Annotated in this window: 18 protein-coding genes; 5 read left to right on the top strand and 13 right to left on the bottom strand. The window is 67.0% G+C overall.

Annotated features, from left to right (window positions below):
• Positions 1-23 precede the first annotated feature (23 nt).
• A complete protein-coding gene (locus CXQ91_RS24705) occupies positions 24-161 on the top strand; it encodes a hypothetical protein (protein ID WP_181038767.1) in 138 nt (45 codons plus the stop codon).
• Between the two features lie 366 nt (positions 162-527).
• Here the strand turns inward: CXQ91_RS24705 and CXQ91_RS04245 are convergent, their stop codons facing one another.
• The 3 genes from CXQ91_RS04245 to CXQ91_RS04235 all read right to left on the bottom strand — a co-directional run bounded on the left by CXQ91_RS04245 (position 528) and on the right by CXQ91_RS04235 (position 2,798).
• Entirely contained in the window at positions 528-749 is a 222-nt protein-coding gene (locus tag CXQ91_RS04245) for an SCO4848 family membrane protein (protein WP_104172672.1), read from the bottom strand.
• 4 nt (positions 750-753) lie between these two features.
• Positions 754-1,251 (bottom strand): DUF2505 domain-containing protein, encoded by a 498-nt coding sequence (locus CXQ91_RS04240; RefSeq protein WP_104172671.1) that lies wholly within the window; start codon positions 1,249-1,251, stop codon positions 754-756.
• 68 nt (positions 1,252-1,319) lie between these two features.
• The gene (locus CXQ91_RS04235) at positions 1,320-2,798 is read right to left on the bottom strand and encodes an SDR family oxidoreductase (protein ID WP_104172670.1); all 1,479 of its coding nucleotides are present in this window, start codon (positions 2,796-2,798) and stop codon (positions 1,320-1,322) included.
• A gap of 192 nt (positions 2,799-2,990) precedes the next feature.
• On the opposite strand from CXQ91_RS04235, the gene CXQ91_RS04230 reads away from it, so the two are divergent.
• The 4 genes from CXQ91_RS04230 (at position 2,991) to CXQ91_RS04215 (ending at position 13,722) form a co-directional block, all read left to right on the top strand.
• Positions 2,991-7,829: a peroxidase family protein gene (locus CXQ91_RS04230; protein ID WP_258073817.1), complete on the top strand. Its 4,839-nt coding sequence runs from the start codon at positions 2,991-2,993 to the stop codon at positions 7,827-7,829.
• Positions 7,830-8,193: 364 nt separating this feature from the next.
• Positions 8,194-9,129, top strand: coding sequence for a BTAD domain-containing putative transcriptional regulator (locus CXQ91_RS04225; protein WP_104172847.1), 936 nt, complete (start codon positions 8,194-8,196; stop codon positions 9,127-9,129).
• A 111-nt stretch (positions 9,130-9,240) separates the two neighbouring features.
• Entirely contained in the window at positions 9,241-12,894 is a 3,654-nt protein-coding gene (mfd, locus tag CXQ91_RS04220) for a transcription-repair coupling factor (protein WP_104172669.1), read from the top strand.
• A 3-nt stretch (positions 12,895-12,897) separates the two neighbouring features.
• A complete protein-coding gene (locus tag CXQ91_RS04215; RefSeq protein WP_181038766.1) occupies positions 12,898-13,722 on the top strand; it encodes a metal-dependent hydrolase in 825 nt (274 codons plus the stop codon).
• A 109-nt stretch (positions 13,723-13,831) separates the two neighbouring features.
• Here the strand turns inward: CXQ91_RS04215 and CXQ91_RS04210 are convergent, their stop codons facing one another.
• The 10 genes from CXQ91_RS04210 to CXQ91_RS04165 all read right to left on the bottom strand — a co-directional run bounded on the left by CXQ91_RS04210 (position 13,832) and on the right by CXQ91_RS04165 (position 25,027).
• On the bottom strand, positions 13,832-14,062 hold the full coding sequence (locus CXQ91_RS04210; RefSeq protein ID WP_104172667.1) for a hypothetical protein: 231 nt from the start codon (positions 14,060-14,062) through the stop codon (positions 13,832-13,834).
• A 71-nt stretch (positions 14,063-14,133) separates the two neighbouring features.
• The gene (deoC, locus tag CXQ91_RS04205) at positions 14,134-14,865 is read right to left on the bottom strand and encodes a deoxyribose-phosphate aldolase (protein ID WP_181038765.1); all 732 of its coding nucleotides are present in this window, start codon (positions 14,863-14,865) and stop codon (positions 14,134-14,136) included.
• A 93-nt stretch (positions 14,866-14,958) separates the two neighbouring features.
• On the bottom strand, positions 14,959-15,837 hold the full coding sequence (locus tag CXQ91_RS04200) for an FAD-dependent oxidoreductase (protein ID WP_104172666.1): 879 nt from the start codon (positions 15,835-15,837) through the stop codon (positions 14,959-14,961).
• 164 nt (positions 15,838-16,001) lie between these two features.
• Positions 16,002-17,354: a patatin-like phospholipase family protein gene (locus CXQ91_RS04195; protein WP_104172665.1), complete on the bottom strand. Its 1,353-nt coding sequence runs from the start codon at positions 17,352-17,354 to the stop codon at positions 16,002-16,004.
• Positions 17,351-17,827, bottom strand: coding sequence for a hypothetical protein (locus CXQ91_RS04190; RefSeq protein WP_258073816.1), 477 nt, complete (start codon positions 17,825-17,827; stop codon positions 17,351-17,353). The genes CXQ91_RS04195 and CXQ91_RS04190 overlap by 4 nt, the downstream gene beginning before the upstream one ends.
• Entirely contained in the window at positions 17,824-18,306 is a 483-nt protein-coding gene (locus CXQ91_RS04185) for a DUF1772 domain-containing protein (protein WP_104172664.1), read from the bottom strand. Before CXQ91_RS04185 ends, CXQ91_RS04190 begins: the two co-directional genes overlap by 4 nt.
• The gene (locus CXQ91_RS04180; protein ID WP_258073815.1) at positions 18,303-19,286 is read right to left on the bottom strand and encodes an acetoacetate decarboxylase family protein; all 984 of its coding nucleotides are present in this window, start codon (positions 19,284-19,286) and stop codon (positions 18,303-18,305) included. The genes CXQ91_RS04185 and CXQ91_RS04180 overlap by 4 nt, the downstream gene beginning before the upstream one ends.
• Positions 19,283-20,347: an alpha/beta fold hydrolase gene (locus CXQ91_RS04175; protein WP_104172663.1), complete on the bottom strand. Its 1,065-nt coding sequence runs from the start codon at positions 20,345-20,347 to the stop codon at positions 19,283-19,285. Before CXQ91_RS04175 ends, CXQ91_RS04180 begins: the two co-directional genes overlap by 4 nt.
• A complete protein-coding gene (locus CXQ91_RS04170; RefSeq protein ID WP_104172662.1) occupies positions 20,344-22,341 on the bottom strand; it encodes a hypothetical protein in 1,998 nt (665 codons plus the stop codon). The genes CXQ91_RS04175 and CXQ91_RS04170 overlap by 4 nt, the downstream gene beginning before the upstream one ends.
• Before the next feature lie 13 nt (positions 22,342-22,354).
• Positions 22,355-25,027 (bottom strand): GMC oxidoreductase, encoded by a 2,673-nt coding sequence (locus tag CXQ91_RS04165; RefSeq protein WP_104172661.1) that lies wholly within the window; start codon positions 25,025-25,027, stop codon positions 22,355-22,357.
• Positions 25,028-25,176: the final 149 nt, after the last annotated feature.

Raw genomic sequence — 25,176 nt, 5'->3', positions numbered from 1 at the left:
GGGCTTCCCCGTAGCCTCTAAATATGGCTGATATCCAGGACGACGCTGAATGGCGGCAGACGCAGCACAGGATTCGCAGGGCGGAAATTGTGTGCGTAATAGCGCTGGTGGTACTTACGGTACTGACCATCGTTGCCGGCTACTCCGGCTTTGTCCGGTAACGCCCCAGGGCGGGAAATCAGGCACGGCAAACAAAACTCCGGCAGGTGGGGACCAACCGGAGTTTTGATTGTGTAGTGGAAATTTGAAGATTAGTGGGGAAATACAAGAATTACCCACGCGATAAGCCCCAATAATGTAAGGCCGAAATATAACGACCAATTTCTGCGGTCGTTTTTACGGTGGCTGCCGTGCCAAACCCGTTCCATATCGTTCGCATCCATAGCAGAAAATCTATGGCTTATCACGATCAGATAACAGCGTGTTGTCCACCTCATTTATGCCCCCGCCTACTCCATTTTCCGCGCGGAGTACTCGAGTGCCCGGGCGGCCAGGCGGTCGCTAAGCCCGCCTGGCCGATGAGCAGGCTAGGTGACCAGGCCGGCGATGCCGATAGCCGCTGTGGCGGCACCGAGCAGCATGGAGACGGACACCAGGACCACGTGCACGGTCAGGAACCTTGTGGCCTTGCCTGCTGCGTCACGGGCCCGCGGATCCTTCATCACACGGCGGAGGAACTGGGGCCAGACCACCAGGGACCAGATGCCGGCAATGATCAGGATCCAGGCAAGTGCTACCGGGAGCTGCACGGGATTAGTGGCTTTCCAGCCAGGCCTGCGCCTGCTGCGACTGGATGTTCAGTGCCTTGCCCACCATGGGCTCGGCAGCATCGGCGATTTTGCCGCCAAGGAACGGGACCGAGGACGTAACGCTGCCTTCGAGCTCAACGCGGGTGCTGCCGCCCTCGGCGATGAGCCGCTGCACAGCGCTCACGTCCAGCGGTGCACCGGAAATCTTCAGGCTGATGTTGCTCTGTCGCGAGCCGTCCGCGGCGGGGGCTTCCCAGGTCTCAAGCTGGGTAACGGTGAGGCTGTCGCCCACGAACTTCCGGGCAATCTCCGGCAGCCGGGTGGTGGGCAGGGTGCGCACCGAAGTGGTGCTGAAAGCGCCGGCGACATCGCCGTCGACCTTGAACGATTCAAGGGTTCCGCCGACCAGTTCACTGGTGTGGCGCTGGAAATCTTCATTGGCGAATACCGCCGCTACGCGATCGACGCTGTGCGGCAGGGTGGTGGAAGCACTCAGTGCCATTGTTCCTCCATAGGTTGGGGGTATGGGCCATGGTTTTTGCCTCACACATCCTACGTTGCGTGCCCCGCCTACTCCGATTCGGCCGCCTCCAGCTTTTGCGCCGCGGCCGTGATGTTGTGCGACATCGCCGGAAAGATGACGCTGTGGAACGGGAGCACGGCGAGCCAGTACAGCCGGCCGCTGAGGCCCTTCGGGAAGAAGATGGCGCGCTGGCGGTACCGGCTGCCGGTGCCGTCAGGTTCCACCGACAGCTCCAGCCAGGCACGGCCCGGCGCGCGCATCTCGGCACGCAGCCTCAGCAGCCGGCCGCGGTCGATCCGCTCGGCACGCCACCAGTCCACCACCTCGCCCTCGGCAAGCAGATGCGGGTGCCGTCGGCCGCGGAGCAGACCGGCCCCGCCGGTCAGTTTGTCCAGCCATCCACGGACCCGCCACGCCAGCGGCAGGGAGTACCAGCCGTTGCGGCCACCGATGCCCTCGATGATGGTCCAGACATACCTGGGGTCCACCGCGCTGGTATAGCTCCGTTCGTCGACGAACACGCGGTGCCCGGCCCAGTCCGGGTCGCTCGGCAGCGGGTCGGCGTCCGCGCCCGCGCTGGCCCAGGTGGTCTCCACCTGGGCGTCGCGTTCCTTGCCGAGGGCCAGCGCGACGGCGCGCCGGTACGGGGTCAGTCCGCCTTCAGGCAACGGGATGTACTTGTCGATGTCGTGCTCCCTTGACACGGCGTCGTGTTGGAGCGACTGGACCAGCGGCAGGGACATGGACAGCGGGATGGGCGTGGTCAGGGCCACCCACATACCGGCGAGTTTGGGTGCGGGAATGGGCAGCGCCAGCACCACGCGGTGCGGCAGTCCCGCCTCGGCGGCGTACTCCTTCATCATTCCCGCGTAGGAGAGCACCTGGCGGCAACCGATGTCGAAGGTGCGGTTGATGGGCCCTTCCAGGGATGCCGCGGCGACGAGGTAGTGCAGCACGTCCCGGACCGCAATGGCCTCAATCCGGTTCCGCACCCAGCTGGGCGCCGGCATGAGGGGGAGGGTCTCTGAGAGGTGCCGGATCATTTCGAAGGACGCCGACCCTGATCCGATCACGACGCCCGCCTGGAACACGACCGTATCCACCGGACCCGCGAGGAAGACCTTGCCGACAGCTTCCCGGGACCGCATGTGCGTTGAGAGTTCGGCGCCTTCCGGGTGCAGGCCGCCGAGATAGACGATTCGCGCCACGCCCGCGTCGGCGGCGGCCTTTGCGGCGGTCTCGGCCATGGTCTTCTCCTTGGCCTCGAACCCGGCGCCTGCCGCCATCGAGTGGACCAGATAGTAGAGCACGTCGACGCCGTCCAGCGCTGTGCGGAGAAGGTCGCCGTCGTCGAGGCTGCCGGGAATGACTTCGACCTGCTCCAGCCACGGCACACCGGCGATCTTGGCCGGAGTCCGCACGACGACTTTCACCGTGTGCCCGGCCTCGAGGAGCCGGGGAACCAGCCGCCCGCCGATATAGCCGGTGGCACCGGTGACAAGCACGGTTTTGGGGGCGCCGTTCATTGGATCTCCTCGGAACGTTCCTGGAAAGCATCGATAGAAAGCCAGCTTAGCAATCCAAGTTTTTCCAAAGGCCGCTAATCAAGGCTGGGGCCATCCAGTGAACCGAGCAACCACGTTGAGGGGGGAGCCGGTATGAACCCGATGGAGGAAAAGGTCATGGCTAAACATTGCAAGTCCCGAAAGGGGGACGCCATGCTGCATACACAGGGCTCAGCGGCCGGCGTGACCCGCAAGGTCACCGCCGGTGTGCTGGCCCTGTTGATTGGAGCCGGGGTTGTCCCGTCCGTGCTGGCGCCGGCTGTTTCTGCGGCGCCCACGGGCCAGGGGTTTACGCTCAATGCCGGTGATATGCGCTTCATTCTCAAGCAGATCAAGATCGCCGAAAACAACGCAACCAGGGAGGACGCGCAGGGGAACGATGTTCCCGGTCAGCCGCTGCTGGGCAATGGGGCAAACCAGATCGCCAGCCCCCTGCTGCCGTATGGCCTGCGGACCGTGGACGGAACGGACAACAACCTTGTGGCCGGGCAAGGAGATTACGGCTCCGCCAGCCGGGAGTTCCCCCGCCTGTCGGACCCGGAGTGGCGTACGTCGTCCGGCGGACAGAGCTACGAGTCCGTCAACACCAATGTCACCGACAACGGGCCGCGGTTCGTTAGCAACGTGATTGTTGACCAGACCGTCACGAACCCTGCTGCAGTGGCTGCCGCCGGCAAGGCCCACCGCACGGTGAATGACAGTCCCACCGCCGTTCCGTGTGTCAGCGAGGGTGTCCCGGAGAACTGCGTGCCCGCGGGTGAAACGCTCGACATTCCCAACGTCACCACCGACTTCGGGCTCTCTCCGCCGTATAACGGAATGTTCGCGCTCTTTGGCCAGTTCTTCGACCACGGTGTGGATTTCACCAAGAAGACCAAGAACTACGTGATGATGCCGTTGTCGCCTGACGATCCGCTCTATGTCCCGGGTGGCCGCACCAACTTCATGCTGCTCAACCGGGCCGAGAACCAGCCCGGCCCGGACGGCGTTCTGGGTACTGCCGATGATGAGCAGAACGGCACCAACACGGATTCGCCGTGGGTGGACCAGAGCCAGACCTACTCCTCGCACTCGTCCCACCAGGTCTTCCTACGCGATTACACGCTGAATGAAAACGGCGACCCCGTGTCCACGGGTGAGCTGATCGAGGGTGCTCCCGGCGGCATGGCCACCTGGGCCGACATCAAGGAACACGCCCGGACAATGCTCGGCCTCGAACTGTCCGACGTTGACGTGGCGGACATCCCCAAACTGGCGACAGACCAGTACGGACGGTTCCTTCGGGGACCGAACGGACTCCCGCAGTACGAGACCGCGACAGGCCGCGTGGAAGGAAACCTCGCCGCCCCTGTGGCGCCGCCCGCCAATGTGGAGCGCATCGGAATCGCCTTCCTGGACGATATCGCCCACACTGCGGCGCCGTTCAACTCCCAGACCGGCGCCCCGCAGCAGCCGGACGGCGACGGGGACGTCAACGACGTCAACGTGCCGCGGCCGGCCGGCCAGTACGACGACGAGATGCTGGACAAGCACTTCGTCGCAGGCGACGGCCGCGTCAACGAGAACATCGGCCTGACGGCCATCCACCAGGTCTTCCATTCCGAGCACAACCGCCTGGTGGGCTACATGGAAGAGCTTGTCACCTCGCTCAACCTGGACCTCAACGAGTGGAAGCTCGCCAATGGCGAATGGAACGGTGAACGGCTGTTCCAGGCTGCCCGGTATGTGACGGAGATGGAATACCAGCACATCGTGTTCGAGGACTTCGCCCGCAAGATCCAGCCCGGTATCAACGGCTTCAACGTCTTCACGCAGTCGGACACCGGCATCGATCCCGCAATCCAGGCCGAATTCGCCCACGCCACCTACCGGTTCGGGCACTCCATGCTGACGGAGACCGTGGACCGGAAAACCAACGACGGCACCGACATCGGAATGCCGCTCCTCGATGCGTTCCTGAACCCGCCGGCTTACTACTCCAGCCCCAACGGCACACTGACGCCGGAGCAGGCAGCGGGCGCGATCGCGATGGGCATGACGGACCAGGTCGGCGCCGAACTCGACGAATTCGTCACCGATACCCTGCGCAACAATGTCCTGGGCCTGCCCCTGGACCTCGCCTCGTTGAACCTGGCTCGTGGCAGGGAAACAGGTGTCCCGTCACTGAACAATTTCCGCTCCCAGCTGTACGCCCAAACCGGTGAATCATCGCTGAAGCCGTACACCAGCTGGGTGGACTTTGGCCAGAACCTGAAGCACCCGGACTCCGTGGTGAACTTCATGGCTGCCTACGGGACCCACGAAACCATTACGGCGGCCACCAGCATCGCGGACAAACGCCTTGCGGCCCAGCGGCTGTTCGACATGGACATCGCCGATCCCGCCACGCCCGCGGACGCCTACGACTTCGTCAACAGCGCCGGGACCTGGGCAGCACAGTCCTCCGGCCTGGACAGCGTTGACCTCTGGGTAGGCGGCCTGGCCGAGTACCAGAACCTGTTCGGCGGCCTGCTGGGATCCACGTTCAACTACATCTTCGAACGCCAGATGACGGACCTGCAGGACGGCGACCGGATGTACTACCTCTCCCGCACCTCAGGCCTGAACCTGCGGACCCAGCTGGAAGGCAACTCACTGGCCGAGCTGATCATGCGGAACACGGATGCCTCGGCGCTCAAGGCTGATGTGTTTGGTGTGGCAGACTGCGAATTCGAGCTCAGCCGCATCACCGCCAGCACCGGCAACTCCGTTGCCGACGACCTGGCCTCCGCCTGCGACGAATCCGCACTCCTGATGCGGATGTCCGACGGCACTATCCGGTACCGCGTCAGCAACACCGTGGACCGGGCAGGACTCAACGCCCAGTCCACGTTCAACGGAACCTCGCTTGGGGACCGGATCTGGGGCGGCATCGACAACGACACCTTCTGGGGCAACGACGGCAACGACATCATCGAAGGCAACGACGGTGCCGACAGCGTCCTTGGCGGTGACGGCAACGACCGGATCACCGACTCGCACGGCGACGACGTCCTCAAAGGCGGCAACGGAAACGATGCCATCGACTCCGGACCCGGCCTGGACATCATCATGTCCGGTGAAGGCGATGACTTCTCCAACGGCGGCCTCAACGGCAACGAAACGTTCGCCGGCGAAGGCAACGACCTTGTCCTCTCCGGCGACGGCCCGGACGCAGTGTTCGGCGGCGGCGGCGATGACTGGCAGGAAGGCGGAAACTCCAACGACCTGCTGCAGGGCGACAGCGGAGCCCCCTTCTTCGACGACATCAACGCTCCGGGCCATGACGTCCTGATCGGCGATTCCGGCGAAGACGACTATGACGCTGAAGGCGGTGACGACGTCTTGGTCGCCGGCCCCGGCATCGAACGCAACCACGGTGTCTTCGGCTTCGACTGGGTCACGCACGCCCGCTCCGTCGAACGGGCGGACTCGGACATGCGCCAGATCATCGTCGACGGACCCAACGCACTCAAGGACCGCTTCCTGCTCGTCGAAGCCCTCTCCGGCTGGGACAAGGACGACGTGCTCCGCGGCGACGACGAAGTGCCGTCACAACCGAACACCGAGGTCAACGTCGACGGCCTGACCAACGAGCTCGATGCCGCCGGCATCGCCCGCATCAACGGCCTGGCCGCCCTGCTTCCGGCAGGCGCCACGACCTTCGGCGCCGGCAACATCATCATCGGCGGTTCGGGCAGTGACGAGATCTGGGGCAATGGCGCCGATGACATCATCGACGGCGACAAATGGCTCAACGTCCGGCTCAGCGTCCTCGACGCACAGGGTGCCGAGACCAGGACGGTGACGTCGCTGACGGAGCTCCAGGCGGACATCATGGCCGGGAACATCGATCCGGGCAACGTGAAGATCGTCCGGGAGATCCTCTCCAACCCGGGCGAGTCCGATATCGACACGGCCGTGTTCTCCGGGGCAAGGGACGAATACGACATCACCACCGCCGACGGCGTCACCACCGTGGCCCATACGGGCGGCAACGGCGACGACGGCACGGACAGGATCACGAACGTCGAACGGCTCCGGTTCACCGACCAGACAGTGAACGTCACAGCACCCGTGGCCCAGGCCCCAGGGGCTCCGGTGATCGGTACGGCTGTGGCAGGAGACGCCTCAGCGACGGTGGCCTTCACTGCACCGACAGGCGGGTCTCCGGCTGAGTCGTTCAGCGTGGAAGTCCGCACCGGCAGCACCGTGGTCCGGACCATCGACGATGTGCCCGGGAATGCCACCAGCCACCAGGTCACCGGCCTGACCAACGGCACGGCGTACAACTTCCAGGTGCGGGCGGCCAACACGGCCGGCCAGAGCCCCTGGTCTGCGGCGTCCAACGAGGTGACGCCCAGGGTACCGGCGTACGTTCCTCCGGCGGTCTCCCCGTTCACGGATGTGCCCACCAGCCACACCTTCTACACGGAAATCGCGTGGCTGGCTGACCAGGGCATCTCCAAGGGCTGGCCCGGTGCCAACAACACGGCAACGTTCCGTCCGGCGGAGAACGTCAACCGGGACCAGATGGCGGCCTTCCTCTACCGGATGAGCGGCACTACCGACTACACGGCACCTGCGGTCTCGCCGTTCACGGATGTGCCCACCAGCCACACCTTCTACAAGGAAATCGCGTGGCTGGCTGACCAGGGCATCTCCAACGGCTGGCCCGGTGCCAGCAACACGGCAACGTTCCGTCCGGCGGAGACCATCAACCGGGACCAGATGGCGGCCTTCCTCTACCGGATGAGCGGCACCACGGACTACACGGCACCTGCGGTCTCGCCGTTTACGGACGTAGCCACCAGCCACACGTTCTACAAGGAAATCGCGTGGCTGGCTGACCAGGACATCTCCAACGGCTGGCCCGGGCCGGACAACACGGCAACCTACCGTGCGGGAGAGAAGATCAACCGGGACCAGATGGCGGCCTTCCTTTACCGGATGAGCAACCCGACGGCCGGCTGACAGCCTGAACACGCAGTAAGCAAAGGCAGGCTCCGGGCGTATCCGGGGCCTGCTTTTGCGTGTCATTCTTCACTCCTTATGCCTTCTGTGCGGTACTTGCCCACCTGTCACTCCAGGCTCAGGAATTACTTGGTCCGAGGCTGGCTGTACTCGCCCGGCTCCGGCCAAACCTACCCGTCGGTACGGATCCGGGTACGTGTCTTTTCCCCCACGCAAAGACAGGTATGAGGATTGCTTTGCGGGCTCCTTCACGCGTGTCACGGTGGTTTTTGAAAGCCGGAATGAGCAGCGTCGCACCGTTGGTTCATCCGACCGGAAGGCATCGGACAGCTTCGCATGCCAGGGGGAAAATATGGAGAAAATCGTGGGGAATACTCCTGAATTATCAAAGGCCATCTCTGTCCGGCTGTTTGGCCTGTTCGAGGTCCGGCGCAACGGGGCGTCATTGTCTGCCGGCATGGGCGGCTGCAAACCACGGCACATTCTCGAGATATTGCTGCTGAATTTGGGCAGTCCCGTCTCCAAAAGCCGCATAATCGACATTCTTTGGGGCTCAAGCGCCGGGGGCGGAACCGTCGCAACCCTGGAAAGCTACGTCAGCGGCATTCGCCGCGCGATCCAGCCGGGCAACACCAAGAACGGCCCGCTCCGCACCGCCAACGGAGGCTACCTACTGGATCCGGAGCTCGTGGACCTGGACCTCTCCAAATTCCGCCAGTTGGTCCGGAACGCCTCTCACGCCTCGCCCGAGGAGGCGTACCCGCTGCTGGCCGAGGCGCTGGAACTATCTGCCGATCCGCTCCTGGGCTCAGAACTGGCCGCAGACTGGGCCGATGAGGCGAGGACCAGGCATCTGGCCGAGCGGGTGGCTGCCCAGATCCACGCCGCCGAAACAGCCGCCCTGCTCAACAGGCCCACCGAATCGGTCCGCCTGGCACGGGCCGCCGTGGCGTCCGACCCCCTCAACGAGCGGGCATGGACAGTGCTGGTCACGGCCTACGAACTGGCCGGACTGCCTGCCGAAGGCCTGTCCGCCTACGCGCGCTGCCGGCGGATCTTTGACCGTGACCTCGGCTGCGCTCCGGGCCCGGCGCTGCAGGCCGCGCACCTGAGGCTCCTGCGCCAGCGCGCGGAGGCAGATGTGGAGCTGTCGGAAGTCATGGCCGCGCTGCTGTACCTGGGGGAGACCCTAAGCGGCCGCAGGCAGCCATCCGGGTTTGCCGCCGAGGCCGGGCTCACCCGCGAACACGCCGGACGCATCCTTGACTCGTTCCTCCAGAGGGCGCGGACCGCGGTCTGACGTCCGCTGCCTGAAGCCCGCGGTCGCGGTAGGCTGGGAAGACCCGGGATTCTCGCGAATTTCGGGTCTTCGTGTTGCCTGCTTTCCCGTGATCATTCAGGAGCTTCTGCCATGAGCCTCAACGGCCCGTCACTCACAGGCCTGCGCCGCGCGCTCGCCGGAGACCAGACCTTCGCCCGGGTGCAGGTTGAAGCGTCCCGGAGCTTTGGATTCCGCAGCGAGGACTACCAGATCAGCGCGCCGGCCGGCCTGCGGGCGGCCCTGCTGGCGGAAATGTCCGACGGCCTGGCGGCGCCCGGTGCCCCGGACGGAACCCACGACGACGGCGGGGCGCCCCTGGTGCTGGCCGTCACCGCCACCGGACGCGAAGCAGAAGACCTCACTGCGGCCCTGCGGGCCTACCTGCCGGCCGATTCGGTGGCTGAATTCCCCAGCTGGGAAACCCTTCCGCACGAGCGGCTGTCCCCGCGCTCGGACACCGTGGGCCGCCGCCTGTCCGTACTGCGCAGGCTGGCACACCCCGAGACAGCCTCCGGCGGGCCGCTGCGCGTGGTGGTGGCTCCCGTCCGGGCGGTGGTCCAGCCGATCGTGGCCGGACTGGGCGAACTGGTTCCCGTCACGCTGCGGGTTGGCCAGGAAGTCCCTTTCAGCGACGTGGTGCGCAGCCTCGCTGACGCTGCCTACGCCCGTGTGGACATGGTGACGCACCGCGGCGAGTTCGCGGTCCGCGGCGGCATCCTGGACGTGTTCCCGCCCACCGAGGACCACCCGGTCCGGGTTGAGTTCTTCGGTGACGAGGTGGACCAGATGCGCTGGTTTGCCGTCGCCGACCAGCGGTCCCTCTCCTCGCCCGGCCTGCACCACCCCACCGAACTGCATGCGCCGCCGTGCCGCGAAATCCTGATCACCCCAGCCGTGATGTCCCGCGCCGCGACGCTGAAGGCCCAGCTGCCCGCCGCTGCCGACATGCTGGAGAAGATCGCCGGCGGCATCACGGTGGAAGGCATGGAATCGCTGGCCCCCGTCCTGGTGGATTCCATGGTCCCCTTCGTGGAACAGCTGCCCGCCGGGTCCATCTCCGTGGTGATCGAACCGGAGAAGGTCCGCACCCGCGCCCATGACCTCGCGGCCACCAACGAGGAGTTCCTGGAGGCGGCGTGGTCCACGGCGTCCGACGGCGGTACGGCACCGCTTGATTTGAGTTCCGCGGCGTCCGCAGCGCTGCATTCGGCCAGCTTCCGCTCGCTGACTGAAACCCGCAGCTCCGCCCTTGGCCAGGAAGTCTCGTGGTGGTCCATCACATCACTGGCCACTGACGAAGAGCTGACACCGGACATCAACGTGCTCAACCTGCACGCCCGGGAGCCCCGCGGCTACCAGGGCGACGTGGCGGAGATGATGGAGTTCATCGGCTCGCACGTCCGGGACCAGTGGCGGATCGTGGTTGCCACGGAGGGCCCCGGCCCGGCGCAGCGCCTGGCCGAACTTTTCCACGACGCCGACATCCCGTGTGCCCGGGTGGACTCGCTGACTGACGAACCCCAGGCCGGCATCATCGAGGTGACCACCGCCGCCGTCGGACGCGGTTTTGTCCTGGACGGTCTCAAACTGGGACTGCTGACGGAAGCGGACCTGCTGGGGCGCACGTCCGCCGGTTCCACGAAGGACATGCGCCGCATGCCGTCCAAGCGGCGGAACGCCGTGGACCCGCTGCAGCTCGTGGCCGGGGACTCCGTGGTGCACGAACAGCACGGCATCGGCCGGTTCGTGGAGCTGATCCAGCGCAGGGTGGCCGGCGGCGGCGACGGGGTGCGCGAGTACCTGGTCCTGGAATATGCCCCGTCCAAGCGCGGAGCCCCGGGCGACCGGCTCTTTGTGCCCACCGACCAGCTGGACCAGGTCACCAGGTACGTCGGCGGGGACACGCCGGCGCTGAGCAAGATGGGCGGCGCGGACTGGGCCAGCACCAAGTCCAAGGCCCGCAAGGCGGTCAAGGAGATCGCCGGCGAGCTGATCCGGCTCTACTCCGCCCGGATGGCCTCCCGCGGCTACGCCTTCGGCCCGGACACCCCGTGGCAGCGGGAACTGGAGGAGGCCTTCCCGTACGTGGAGACCCCGGACCAGCTGACCACCATCAATGAGGTCAAGGCCGACATGGAGCGCGAGATCCCGATGGACCGGCTGATCTCCGGCGACGTCGGCTACGGCAAGACCGAGATCGCGGTCCGCGCCGCGTTCAAAGCCGTCCAGGACGGCAAACAGGTGGCCGTGCTGGTGCCCACCACGCTGCTCGCCCAGCAGCACTACGAGACGTTCACCGAACGGTTCTCCGGCTTCCCGCTGGTGGTCAAGCCGCTGTCCCGCTTCCAGAGCGGCAAGGAGGCCAAGGAAACCGCCGACGGCGTCAAGAGCGGTTCCGTGGACGTTGTGATCGGCACGCACCGGCTGCTGTCCAAGGACTTCGGCTTCAAGGACCTCGGCCTGGTGATCGTGGACGAGGAGCAGCGCTTCGGCGTCGAACACAAAGAGGCGCTCAAGAAGATGCGCACCAACGTGGACGTCCTGGCCATGAGCGCCACCCCGATCCCGCGCACCCTGGAAATGTCCCTGACCGGGATCCGCGAGACCTCCACGCTGGCCACTCCGCCGGAGGAACGGCACCCCGTGCTGACCTACGTGGGCCCTTACACGGACAAGCAGACCTCCGCGGCGATCCGCCGCGAACTGATGCGCGAAGGCCAGGTGTTCTTCGTCCACAACCGGGTTTCCACGATCGACCGCACCGCAGCGAAGATCCGGGAACTGGTCCCGGAGGCGCGGGTGGAGGTGGCCCACGGGCAGATGTCCGAAAGCCGGCTGGAACAGATCATCGTGGACTTCTGGGAGAAGCGCTTCGACGTGCTGGTGTGCACCACCATCATCGAAACCGGCCTGGACATTTCCAACGCCAACACCCTGATCGTGGACGGCGCGGACAAATACGGGCTCTCCCAGCTCCACCAGCTGCGCGGACGCGTGGGCCGCGGCCGCGAACGCGCCTACGCGTACTTCCTGTACCCGTCGGAAAAGCCCCTGGGCGAGGTGGCGCTGGAACGGCTCAAGGCCGTGGCCGCCCACAACGAACTGGGCGCGGGCATGCAGCTGGCCATGAAGGACCTGGAGATCCGCGGCGCCGGCAACCTGCTCGGTGGCGAACAGTCCGGCCACATCCAGGGTGTGGGCTTCGACCTCTACATCCGCCTGGTGGGCGAGGCCGTGGCAGACTTCCGCGGCGAGGCCGAGGAAAAGGCCGCGGAAATGAAGATCGAACTGCCCGTCAACGCCCACCTGCCGCACGATTACGTGCCAGGGGAAAGGCTGCGCCTCGAGGCCTACCGCAAACTGGCTGCCGCGCTCACGAACGAGGCTATCGACGAGGTCCTGGCCGAACTCGTGGACCGTTATGGCGAACCGCCACTGCCCGCCCAGAACCTGATCGCCGTCGCCCGCTTCCGGGTGGGAGCCCGCGAAGCAGGGCTGTCCGACGTCGCCCTGCAGGGAAACTTCATCAAGTTCTCGCCGGCGCAGCTGCCCGAATCGAAGACCATGCGGCTCAACCGCATGTACCCCGGTGCGCAGTCCAAGCCTGCCCTCGACGCGGTGCTCATTCCCAAGCCGAAGGCCGCCAAAATCGGCGGCCGGGACCTGCAGGACGCCGAGATCCTGGAGTGGGCCAACGGAGTGATCCGGAACATCTTCTCCGACGCGCCGCTAGCGGTGAAATAAAGAATGATGGGAGGACATCACGCCGCGTCGGGAGCCGCGGCGTGGGTAGCTATTGCGTCCACGGGGCCGTACACCCTGGGCTGGTACCCGCTGGACGCCACCGGAATCCTGATCGGCGGCATGGCGACGGCGGGAACGGCGCTGATTTGCGACTGGGACCACCGGCACAGCACCGTGGCCAACTCGCTGCCGCCGCTGTCCAACGTGATTGCCGTGGGCATTGAGAACGCCAGCGGCGGCCACCGGCAGGGCACGCACTCGGTGCTTGGGGCGGCTTTCTTCGTGCTGCTCGCCACGCTGGCCGGGCAGATTCAGCTGCAGACGGATTGGGGACTGCTGTCGGTGGGCGCCGGCCTGCTCTGCATGTTCATGATCAACATCGCCGCGAAGGCGCTCAAGCTGTTCCCGAAGGCCGGCTTCATCAGCAACTGGCTCTTCGCCCTGGCCATGGCCGGGCTGGTGACCTGGTTCGCTCCGGACCAGTGGACGTGGCTGCCCGTCTCCATGCTGACCGGCGTGGTGGTGCACATCGTGGGAGACATGATCACCACCGGGGGAGTGCCGCTGTTGTGGCCGATCGTGATCAAGCCGCCAAAGTTCCTGCGGAAACTACCGGTGCTCAACGACATCTGGAAGGCGAACGGTGCCTTTTCCATTCCGCTGCTGGGGCGGGCCGGCTCCAAGCGGGAATGGCTCGTGCTGATCCCGGTGAGCGCCTACGCCATGGTGGGAATGTGCGTGGCGGCCTGGGCACTGGCCAAGTCGCACTACCCGGCAGCGCTTGCGTTCGGAAGCACCCTGGTGAGCGGCCTGTTCGGCGCCGGCTAGCCGCCCAACTGCCAAGCCGCTCAACTGCCAAGCCGCTTAAATGGCTGGCCGCTTAAATGGCTGAAGCCCCCGGAAGATCCGGGGGCTTCAGCTGTTTAAGTAGCGGGTCCTAGTGCTCGCCGGCCGAATCCGAACGGCCCAGGACGGTCTGCGGGATCCAGAACGCTGCGGCGAAGAGGCCCAGGCACACAGCCATCGGCCACGGGTTGCCCAGCGTGAGGAAGGACAGCGAGTAGATGGAGCCGAGGAACAGGGCCATCATTATTACGAAAATGACGATGCTAACTGCGGGGTTGTTCTCGTTCTGAGGGGTCTTGGGGCTATCAACGGTCTTGGACATTCATTCCTCCTCGGCCCCGCAGGGCTCAAAACGCCCCGAAGGGCTCAAAAACTGTGGCGCTGCCGGATCTGTCAGTACGCGGACGAACCCTGTTCGCCCTTGACGATCGCGATGCCGGAGCTGGCGCCAATACGTGTTGCACCTGCTGCAATCATAGCCTGAGCATCGGCCAGCGAACGCACGCCGCCGGAGGCCTTCACCCCGACATCGGAACCCACAGTGCGGCGCATGAGGGCCACGTCCTCAACCGTAGCGCCGCCGCCGTTGAAACCCGTGGACGTTTTCACGAAGTCAGCGCCCGCCGCCACCGCCGCCTCGCAGGCGAGGACCTTCTGGGAATCGCTGAGCAGTGCGGTCTCGATGATCACCTTCAGGATGGCGTCACTGGCGTGCACAGCCTCGGCGACGGCCCTGATGTCGTCCACCAGCGCACCCTTGTCATTGGCACGGGCGGCGGCGATGTTGATCACCATGTCCACCTCGTCGGCGCCGTCCAGCACGGCGCCCCGGGCTTCGAAGGCCTTGACGTCGCTGGGCGTTGCACCCAGCGGGAAGCCGACCACCGAACAGGTCAGCACGCCCGAGCCCTTGAGCGCGGTGGTGACGGTCTTGACCCACACCGGGTTCACGCAGACGGACTTGAAATGGTACTCGGCGGCTTCGGAACAGACCTTGAGGATCTCCGCTTCACTGGCCTCCGGCTTCAGCAGCGTGTGGTCGATGAAGGAGGCTATTTCTGCCGGGGCGGTGGCCGCCCCCGCTGCTGCGTCAGGCATTCCGGGCGCGGTGGCGTCGTTGCTCATGGTGGTCCTTCCTGGGTGGGCCTGCCGGGCCTCGTGGGCAACAGGCTCCGTGTTCGGCGTGGCTTCTCAGGTGACCATCTTGCCATAACGGCGCTAGGCGGCAGCGGGGACAGCTTCCTGCACGGTTGCCTGCATGAGCTGGGCCGCGCAGGCGCCCGCCGCCGAGCCGGATGCGACGAGGAGCCCGAGGCGTACACCGTCGAACGCGGCGGCATCGCCGATGGCCCAGATTCCCGGCACGGACGTCCGGAAGTCCTGTCCGATAGCGATCCCGCCGTTCGCTGCTGTCACAAGGCCTGCGCTGGCTGCCAGCCCGTCCCGGGCCACCCGCTCCTCGGCGAGGACCACCAGGTCTCCGTTCATGCTGCTGCCGTCGTCGAAGACAATTCCGGCGGCGGGGAGTGCGGAGCCGGCCAGCGTCGGGACCACCGATGCCGGCCGGAGCGTGGTGCGGATGGGCCGTACCCCCCGTGCACGCAGGACCGCTTCCGCCTGGCCCGCCTCGGGACCGGTTCCCACCAGGATCCCCAGCGGCCTCCGGCCGAGGACCCGGGTCACTTCCTTGACGGCGTCGCCGATCCGGGCGGCGTCGTCGATGGTGGAGTAGCTGAGGCAGCGGCTGGCGCCGTCCACGGGAGACAGGGCCGGGGCGGAGCCCGTGGCAATCACCAGCTGGTCATAGCTGAATTCCATGCCGTCCGCGGTGGCCACCCTGCGGTTGGCTGCATCGATGAAGCTGGCCGGCTGGCCGAAACGGATCGAAACCTGGGGGAGCGCGGCGAGCTCCAGGAGCTCGGACGGGGCATCGTCCCGGTTGCTGAGCACCGTGATGCTGCCGGCGAAGCGGGACCGGTCCAGCTGGCTCACCAAGGCCCGGGCAGCCGGTCCGGCGCCGGCGATGACCACCCGCGGCGACGCAGACGACGCCTGGAACGTGGCGGAGGAGGAGGTGGACGCTGCCGGAGCGGACATGTGAAGGCCCTTTCGCTGGTGAGACCCTTGTTTGGCCTGGTGTTGGTGATGGGATCCAGCGTAGGCTGACGGTTTTTCGCGGGTGTTTCCCGGTTGTTGCCGGAATGTCCCTCTACGTTCGATGGTGTTTACCGGGCGGTAACAAATGTGTCCGGCCGCGCACTTCAGCCATAGCGGCGGAATGCCTCCCGTAGTCCTCCGACGGCCACTTTCACGACGACGGCGGCCCGGTCGCCGGGTCCGTGGACACCCGCCGGCTCCACGGAGGCGATAAGGGCCGCCGCGTCCGCCAGGCCCATGGTGACCGGAATATCCAGCAGCGATCCCACAGTGAGCCGGGCCTGCTTGGTGTCCTCCCAGGCGTCCGGTCCCGGATCGTCGTGGAAGACCCGGGCCAGGGACAAGCGGTGCCACGCGCCGCCGGCACGGACGGAAGCACGGTAGGTCACCGACCCGCCCCGGACGTCCACGCTTCCGCCCGCCAGGAAAACCCTCGGTCCGAAAGGTGCATGGTCAAGGAACCCGGTGAGCCTGGCCGGTGCCGCTGAAGGGTCGAGGGGGAGTGCCACCGTGACGGTGAGCCGGACATCCTGGCCGCCAATATTGCCGCCGAACCGCTCCGTGAAGCGGATGCCGGCCGGCGGTTCGGCCATGGCCGTGCAGGAGGGGTCCTTGGGCAGGCCCTCGGCCGTCATTCCCTTGAGGTAGCCGCGGGCGTCCCGGTAGCCCATCCCGATCAGCGTGTCCGCATCGATCCGGTCCAGGTAGAACTCCGGATCCAGGGGCAGGGGATTCTCCGGCCTGACCACGTGGAGGGTGAAATCCCGGCCTGCTGCCTGCGCCGCCTCGAAATCGGCCAGGAGGGCCCCCATGGCGCTCATCTCGATCATGTGGACGTACTGTTCGAGCGGACCGTCGCCCCAGTATCCCGTGTTTCCGATGCACCAGACCAGCCACACCTCATCGGCCCCGCGGCGGAGGGCTTCGCCCACGTTGGCGTCCCGGACCCAGACTGCATCCGTCCAGATCTTCCCGTCGCGCCGCAGCGGCGTAAGGAAGATAGGCAGTGACATCCCCGCCGCCATGAGTTCGGCATCCACGTCACGTGCGTCGATGGCGTGGCAGCGTTTCCCGGTGAACTCCACCACGTTGAAGGTGCCTTCTACGGCGCCCGGCAGGGCGGCGCGGCGCCGGACCTCGCCGTCGTCGATGCCGAGGGCCGGGAAGACCTTGCCGAGCAGGCCGTCCGCGTCGCCGATTGCGGGCAGCGACCACGGCCCCTTCACGTAGTCGCCCAGCGGCAGCGCCGAGCCGAAGTCCTTGACGTTGACACCCGACCAGTTCCGGCACATGTCCTCTGGGGAGACCCCGGAGAGCAGCATTCCCGCCGTCAGGATGCCGCCGGACGTCCCGTCCACGTGGTCAAAGTGCAGTCCCTCTTCAGCGAGTGCGCGTACCACTCCCGCCTGCCAGGCCACGCGCATTCCGCCGCCGGCCAGGACCAGCGAGCGCTTCACTGCCGGCTCCCCGGTCCGGTCCCGTGGTCACGGGGGCCGTTTTCCCAGTAGATCCGGCGCAGGTAGATCAGGCAGAGTGCCGCCGTCGCCAGGTCGAAGGCCGCCACCCCCAGCGCCACCGCCGCGAACACGCTGTTCAGGACGCCGACCGCCACGGCGGCGCACGCCCCCGCCTTCTGGATGCCGGACCACAGCAGCACTTCCGGGGCCGGCTTCGGGCGCAGCAGCGTGTGCAGCAGGAGTCCGCCCACCACCACCATGAACATGCCCACCGTGGCGAACAACTGGCGCGCCGCCGTCGTCGGCTCCGCTCCCAGCAGCTCCAGGACGGAGCCCCCGAACGGTATCTGGACCGCGCCGGAAAAGACGGTGACGAGGGCGATCGCGGCCAGGACGGCGCGCAGCGGATCAGCCGCGATCCACGTGCCGATGCCCGGGACGTGCGCCCCGGACGGACGGGCGGCCCCGCTCATGCGAAGGCCTCCCACAGCCGGCCCCTGTCCACGAGCAGCCAGACGATGGCCAGCCAGGTGAGCGTGGAGACGTAGAAGCGGATGTCGTTGAGCAGCATCCACCGCCGCAGCAGGGAGCGCAGCTCGGTGTCGTCGGCGAAGGTCCCGCCGCGGATCCTGACGTTGATGGGAATGATCAGTGCCTGGCCCACCACGGTGAGGACGATGATCCCGGCGAGGCACAGCACCGCGGGGATGAGCCGAACCGTCCCCCATTCCGACCAGACCAGGATGATGCCGGAGATGAACATCGGCGGCACCACCACGGTGAAGAACTTGGTGGCCTGGCGGGTGGGGATGCCGAAGTGCATGTCCACGTTGCCCCGGTCCAGGGATTCCCACGTGGGATAGAGGAAAAACTTCAGGACCCACATGGTCCCTACATACATGGTGGCGCCGAACAGGAAGTACAGCGCGTTCAGCAGCAGGAGCCAGTTCACGGCGTGCCCCCGCTGCGGGCGGTGTCTTCGCCGCGGGCCTCACCGCCCCGGGTGGTGACACTCCGGTCCGGCGCGGGCAGCCATTCCTGGCCCTGGCCCAGCCCCGCCACCGATTCGAGCGGATCGCCGCCGGGGATCCTGGCGGCGTCCTCGGCGGTCGGGGCGGTCAGGAACCACGCCTCGTAGTGGTCGTCCAGGACTCCGTGGGCTTCGGGGAGGTAGGCGGTGAACACCGGTTTGTCCGCCGGCTGGAGGGACTTGAGGGCGGCCACACCGGGCGCATCGCCCAGCACCAGCCGGGCCTTGGCGTCGCCTCCCAGCGCGATGTCCCCGGTGGCTTCGAAGTAGATGTCGGACTTCATCAGCATCCCGCGGAAGGCGCAGTAGTTGGAGGCGGCGAGTTTGAGCGGAAGGCCCATGGGTTTGGGGCGTTCGATCTCGATGAAACAGCCCAGCTTCCCGCCGTCGTCGTACTGCGCGGAAACGGCGGCGTCGGTGACCACAAAGTCCAGGTTGGCCTGGTGCTTGGGCATGCCCCAGATGCCTTTGCCGCCTTTGACAGAGACCTCGGTGCTGACCGGGAGGTCCACCACATACTGGCCCAGCCCGAACGTCTTTTGGAAGACGAGCGGCAGGAGCGGGGGCACCGCGCGGGAGCCGTGCGTGACGGCGATCGCCAGGGAGTATTCGATGTATTTGCCGATGTCCGTCGCTCTGTAGTTCACCACGGTGACCACCAGCAGCCCCTTGCCGCCGAGGCTGAACGGCCGCAGTTCCGTGCCCGGCAGGACGGCCGCGGCGGCCCGCTTGTTGATGGGGAACGCAGCCATCAGCACGGGGGAATCGTCCGAATTGACGGGCATGGAGTACTTGATGCCGTCCACCGTGGCATGCTGTCCGCGCAGGCGCTCCTGGCGGTGCGGCACGGGGGAGGGCACCAGCCTTAGCAGGGATGCAGCCAGTCCGATGAGTTTGTTCATCTGTTCAGCTCCTTGATGATGATGGGATAGGTGTCCGCCCAGGCGCGGGCCCCAAAGAAGACGTCCAGGTGCCCATAGCCGGACAGCAGGTGCAGCGAATCCTTGCCGGGACGGTGGCCCTGGAAGAAGCTGAAGGTCCGTTCCTGGCTTTCGGGCAGGAAGCAGCGGTTGTTGCGGCCCGCCAGGAAGGAGAACCTGGCGTCCGTCTGCGGGGCTTCGGCCAGGAAGTTCGCGGGCAGTTCCGGGTGGTTCCCGGCGGCCACGATGCGCCTGGCCAGCACGCTGCGGCCCATCTCGGACAGGAACGTGAACGGGACCTCGGCAAACTCCCCGCTGATCCAGTTGTGGGTGGCCTCGTCCAGGTTCTCGTGCGACCACAGTGCGGGCCGGCCGCTGCCATACGTGAAGCTCACCAGCCGGCAGACCAGGTTGTCGCATTCGCGGTGGGTGGCCTTGACCATGGACCTGAGGACCCGGGAGAAGTACCCGTTGGACTTGTAACCCCACGCCGGGGACAGGTACGGCGTGAACGGCTTCAGCAGCTCCGCCAGGTAGGTGATTTTCACGACCGACCACAGCGGAATCACGGGATGCAGCGACACGGCGTTGGAGACCACGGTGTCCACCCGGGGGAGGAGGCCGGCAACGGCTGCCATGGTGAAGGAGACGGACCCCTGGCAGTGGATGACCGCCTTCAGGGTTTCGGCGCCGGTCGCCTGCAGGACATAGTCGACGGCGGCGGGGTGGTCGTACACCGCGGCATCCCCGAGCGTCCAGGAGAGCGGTTCAAAGTCGATGGACGCCCGCCAGTTCAGGAGCCAGACGTCCCAGCCGTCCTCGAGCAGGGCATCCACCAGGGTCCGTGGCAGCGGCGGGCGGAACAGCTCGGCCCGGACCCCGGCCCCGTGGACCAGCAGCACCGGCCCCTTGTCCGGGGCTCCGGCGTCGGGCGGCACTGCGGAGGTGACGTGGATCAGCGTGAGCGGCGTCCCGTCCCGGGCAGGGAACGGGATCACCTCCGTGACGTGATCCGCCCGGGTGATGGTGCGGGGGCTGTTCATGGCGGAAATCCCTCCCTGGCAATGGTCACCGGCGGTTCGAAAAGCCGGAGCGGCGGAAACCCGCCGGCCGGCACCGGGCGGAGGCCGCCGTCGCTGGTGGTTCCCAGGTTCCAGTCCCGGCAGATGCGGTCCACCGCCACCGGATAAACCGTCAGCGTGCCGTCCACGGCAATCCGGATCCGCAGGAATCCTTTGTGGTCCTCGATGGCCTGGCCGGACATTGCCCACGCGGCCACCTCGCCGCTGGACGTGCCCAGGATAAAGAAGGCGAACGCCTCGCTGCCTGCCGCGAAACCGACAACATAGATGATGGCGAGCACCAGCCCGAGAGTCAGGAATGGCGGCCAGTCCCCGGGCCAGGGGATGAGGAGTACGACGGCGATCCCCGCCGCGAGTGCCGAAAGTTGCCAGAGCGCACCACGGGAAACGGTGAACCCGGCGCCGTTTTCCTGCGGTTCCCGGCCGAGGCCGGGTGCAGTGCCGAGGGTGGACAGCAGCAGAAGCAACAGCAACGGGACGGCGATGATGGCCAGCGCGAGGAGCCCGGTATTGCCTGCCCTGAGGCTGAGCAGGCTTTCCACGAACGACAGGCCGCGGAACGCGCTGAAGACAGTCCAGAGGGTCAGGGCAGCAACCACGTGCGCCGTGCCGAGGGCCGAGCCGAACCCCGGGTTCCGCACCGGGAGCCAGAACGGTGAGAGGGGATTGGCCAGGCGTCCCCGGAGGCGCCGGGACTCCGCCCGGCCCGGGAACGTCCCGGGAGCGAGGACAAAGCGCCGGCCGGTGCCAGGGGCACGAATTGGGGGTGGCGAAGCAACCGACGGTACCGCGGCCGGAAGCGTCAGCTCGGCCGGGAGCCCCTGCGCGTCCGCTAGGAACGCCCCGCCCAGTCCGCAGGTGATGAGCTGGGTCCGGCGGGGATCGGCGGCTGCGGCCGGGCCGTCTTCACGCCCGGGGCCCGGCTCCGTTTCCTCGTAACGCGAGTAGTGGTGCAGGTCCCCGGTGAGCCACAGCCGCACCGCGGCCCCGGTTGCCTCGAAGGTGCCGGCACGTCGGTTGAAGCGGCGGCGGAGGTAGTCCTGCTCGAAGAAATGCACCTGCCGGAACGCATCGGCGTCTTCGGCGCCCTGCACCCAGTACGGGGCGGCTACGCACAGGATGATGGCGTCGCCCGGCAGCAGCCGTGCGGTCACCGTGTTGTAGAAGTAGTCCAGCTGCGGCTCGTCGATGTACTGGCCCAGCTGGCTGTCCAGTCCCACGAGCCACCACCCGGGGGCATCATCGCCGCCGGTGAGCCGGAGGGCAAAGTAGCTGCGCGTCTGGATGGTCCGCCAGCCGCCGATGTTCCGTTGCCGGGTGAACAGCCGGATGAAGGACGTCAGGCCGTCGTACCAGTCATGGTTGCCGGGGAGGGCCAGGAGCACGCCGGCGCCGCCGGGGGAGCGGCCGCCGGGCAGCGCCGTCCGGTAGGGCCCCACCATGCGGTCCTCGTAGGCGGCCGGCGACGCCACCGGGTACACCTCGTCGCCGCCGAGTACCAGCACCTTGCCGCGCCGCAGTTCATATCCCTCCACGACGAGCGACTTTTCGGCCAGCAACGACGCCACTGTGTAGGTGGAATCAAAGCCGTCCCCGAGGTCGGCCGTGAAATCGAGCCACAGCGCTGCGGTCCCGGCCTGGTCGGCGGCGTTGCGTCGGCCGGCTTGCTGGCCGTCCGGGTCCCCGCGCGACGCCGCTGCAGGGGATCCGGGCAGTCCAAGGTCCCGGACCACGGGCTGCGCGGGCTGGCCGGCCACGGGCAGTCTTTCCAGGTCGAGTTCGTACCGGGGAAAGCCGCCCTCCAGTTCGCGTTTATCGCCGAAGTCGGCGAAGACGGACGCCAGGACAACCCTGACCGCGGTCCTGCCCAGCTGGGCCGGGGCGAGCCAGCGCACGGCGTCCCGGGGAGTGAAGCCAAGTCCGTTGCTGTGCTGCGCCAGCTCACTCCGCTTCATGCCCCATGGCCCTTCATGGCCGGCCGGGGACCTTGCCGGAGGAACGCCGGCCGGCCCGCAGCGGAGACGGGACCCGGACGTACACCTGCCAGAGTTCACCCAGGAACAGCCTGCCGAAGGCGGCAAGGGCGCTCGCAGGAGCCGGGCCCACCGCGCGGAAAGTGGTCAGCTGGCGGGCGAAATCCCATGGCCGGATGTACAGCATTCCAGCCCCGGCCACCGCTGCCCCGTCAGTTGCTGTCCCGCCTGCGGCAGAGGCCGTCTTGTCCGGCGGCGGAACATGGCCCCGGAGGACGGTGACGTACAGCGTGGTGGTGTCCGCCCAGACGTCAAAGCCCGCGTCGTTGCTGACGTCCTTGTGGCCCACGAAGGTCAGCGGGGTTCCGCCGGGATCGCGCAGCCACAGGCGGTAGAGCATCTTCCGTCCGGCGGGGGCACTCATGGAAGAACTGCTGGTGCCATTCCCATCGCCGCCTGAAGCGCCGTCCTGGACGAAGAGGTTGAACCAGCCGCGTTCCACCGGGAGGCGGCCGCCGAACTGGTCGGCGAGGACATACCCTTCCGCGGTGGCCGGATGGAGCGGATCCCGGACAAACGCCTCAATATCCGTGGCGGTAATGGTGAGTTCGAACATCATCCGACGGCTGCGGTCGCGGCCCAGGCTGCCGCCGGTCACGGGCTCGGCCACTCCGGCGCTGAACCATCCGTGCATCTGTTCGGTGAAGCTGACGGATGTTGGGCCTGTTTCCGCAGCCTCGGCTTCCTCCTCGATTTCGGCCTCCTGCAAGGCTTCGCTGGCGGTGGGCCCGGCGGCTCCCGGCAGTCTCAGCCCACGGCTGGCGACGCGGGGGACAAACGTGCGTTCCTCTTCCGGCGCCCTGGCACCCTTGGTTGCGTCCGGCACCAGGGCGCGGAGTGGGCCCGGGCCGTAGTCGGGAGCAGCGAGGCCTGCGGCATCCGGCCCGCCCGGCGCCACGTCCCGCTGTCCGTCCCCGCCGGCTCCCTCGAGGATCCGGTGGCAGGCACGTTCGGCAAAGGCTGCAATGGTCAGGGCGGGGTTGGCCCCCACCGGTCCGGGCATCGCGGCGCCGTCCACCACGTGCAGGCCCGGGTATCCAAAGACCTCGCCGTACGGATCGCACACGCCTTCGCTGCTGTTCCGGCCGGCCGGGGCGCCGCCCAGCGGATGCACCGTGATGACCCGCTTGCTCCACCAGAGCGGATTCTGCTTGAAGCTGCCTCCCAGTTCCTTGGAAATCGCCTGCATCGTGGCCTGCATCCGGCCGAAGTAGGCGGCCGAGGTGGCGAGGGTCCAGTTGATGGCCAGCCGGCCGCCCTGGAGGGTCATGACGCCGTCCGGTATGTCCCTGCCCATGCCGAGCAGGGGCACGGACGACGCCGAGAGCCGGCCGTCGCCCAGGGCGGCAGCAAGATCGGCTGAGATGTTGGAGCGCTGGGCGTGGAAGAGCCTGTCCTTGAAGAGCTGGACCATCACTTTGCCGGCGCGCTTGGCCACCTGGCGGAACTGTCCCGTCTCCAGGAGCCAGTTCATGAACGAGGGGTAGCCGGCGTCTTCGATGTAGTACCCGCGGCCCTCGCCGCCGTCGCTGGAATCGGCGGTGCGGATGGCTGTGGTGATCACCGGGCCGCTGCTGCCCGAGAGGGTGCGTGTGGCGCCGTCGGGGTCCTTCGCGTCCAGGACGAAACCCAGCAGGTCACCGTTGCCGCTGAACCGCGTGCCCAGTGCCGCGCTGAGCGCGGGCAGCGACGCACGGTTGCGCAGCAGCAGGAAGGTGGTGCCGAAGGTTCCGGCGGCGAGGATGAGCCGGCGGCAGTGGATCACCCGTTCCTGCAGGAGCCCGGGTGCGCCGTCGTCGGGATCGTGGATGACGTAGCGGACTTCAAAGCCGCCTCCCGGCAGGGGCCTGATGCCCCGGACGTCGTGACGGGTCCGGATGTCGGCACCGGCGGCCTTGGCCGCGGACAGATAGTTGTGGTCCAGCGTGTTCTTGGCGCCGGTGTTGCAGCCGATGTCGCATTCGCCGGAGAGCGTGCAGGTGGTGCGCACGGTGCCGTCCCCGTGGATGCTTCCGTACGGCGCGGGGGCCAGCACCTGGTTCCTGCCGGGGGCGGCGCCGGGCGTGGGGGAGAAGGTGACGGCGATGGGCGGCCGGGTGATGCTGAGTCCAAGGGCCCCGGCTGCGGTTTCCATGGCCACTGTCTTCGGCGTGTCCTGGTAGGGATAGGGCACCGGTCGGAGCATAGCCTCGGCGGCGTCGTAATAAGGATCGAGGTCCTGCCGGCTGAACGGCCAGCTTTCGTAGCCGCCGCCGGGCACGGGGGATTCCTGGACGAACCAGTTCTCGTCCTTGCGCAGCAGCACGTTGGCGTAGATGAGGGAACCGCCGCCCAGGCCGCTGGAGACGATTCCTTCCAGGCCGCGGAAGGTCCAGGCGTCAAACAGCCCGTAGAGCCCTTTGTCCGGATCCCAGAAATTGCGGCCCATCTCGGATGGCGTCCGGGCGAAGCTTCCCGGCGGGTACGCCTTGCCCCGTTCCATCAGGACCACGGACTGGCCTCCCGCCGCCAAGCGGTAGCACGCTACCGACCCGCCAAAGCCGGAGCCGACCACCACGGCGTCCACAGACTCCGCGGGATCATCGTCGCCTTCCACCACCGGTTCCACGCAATTCCTCTCGGAAGAGCTGACTCGCCAAAGGCCCCTCCGGCCGCGCACCTGAACGGTGCGAAAGCGGCCGCGGGGCGGTCAAACGCAAACCCTAGCGACATGTTCCCACTGCGGGCCGGGTCTGTCCACGAAATGTGGAGCAACCG

The sequence above is a fragment of the Arthrobacter sp. Y81 genome, from assembly GCF_002929335.1.
GTDB lineage: Bacteria > Actinomycetota > Actinomycetes > Actinomycetales > Micrococcaceae > Arthrobacter.
Note: the sequence above shows the minus strand (reverse complement) of the source record. Positions and strands in the feature narration are given on the sequence as shown.

Coding starts and splice junctions, on each gene's coding strand:
- CXQ91_RS04200 (WP_104172666.1), bottom strand. CDS start 15,837: ATGTCCGCTCCGGCAGCGTCCACCTCCTCCTCCGCCACGTTCCAGGCG.
- CXQ91_RS24705 (WP_181038767.1), top strand. CDS start 24: ATGGCTGATATCCAGGACGACGCTGAATGGCGGCAGACGCAGCACAGG.
- CXQ91_RS04190 (WP_258073816.1), bottom strand. CDS start 17,827: ATGAGCGGGGCCGCCCGTCCGTCCGGGGCGCACGTCCCGGGCATCGGC.
- deoC (WP_181038765.1), bottom strand. CDS start 14,865: ATGAGCAACGACGCCACCGCGCCCGGAATGCCTGACGCAGCAGCGGGG.
- CXQ91_RS04230 (WP_258073817.1), top strand. CDS start 2,991: ATGCTGCATACACAGGGCTCAGCGGCCGGCGTGACCCGCAAGGTCACC.
- CXQ91_RS04180 (WP_258073815.1), bottom strand. CDS start 19,286: ATGAACAAACTCATCGGACTGGCTGCATCCCTGCTAAGGCTGGTGCCC.
- CXQ91_RS04215 (WP_181038766.1), top strand. CDS start 12,898: ATGATGGGAGGACATCACGCCGCGTCGGGAGCCGCGGCGTGGGTAGCT.
- CXQ91_RS04175 (WP_104172663.1), bottom strand. CDS start 20,347: ATGAACAGCCCCCGCACCATCACCCGGGCGGATCACGTCACGGAGGTG.
- CXQ91_RS04235 (WP_104172670.1), bottom strand. CDS start 2,798: ATGAACGGCGCCCCCAAAACCGTGCTTGTCACCGGTGCCACCGGCTAT.
- CXQ91_RS04240 (WP_104172671.1), bottom strand. CDS start 1,251: ATGGCACTGAGTGCTTCCACCACCCTGCCGCACAGCGTCGATCGCGTA.
- mfd (WP_104172669.1), top strand. CDS start 9,241: ATGAGCCTCAACGGCCCGTCACTCACAGGCCTGCGCCGCGCGCTCGCC.
- CXQ91_RS04210 (WP_104172667.1), bottom strand. CDS start 14,062: ATGTCCAAGACCGTTGATAGCCCCAAGACCCCTCAGAACGAGAACAAC.
- CXQ91_RS04170 (WP_104172662.1), bottom strand. CDS start 22,341: ATGAAGCGGAGTGAGCTGGCGCAGCACAGCAACGGACTTGGCTTCACT.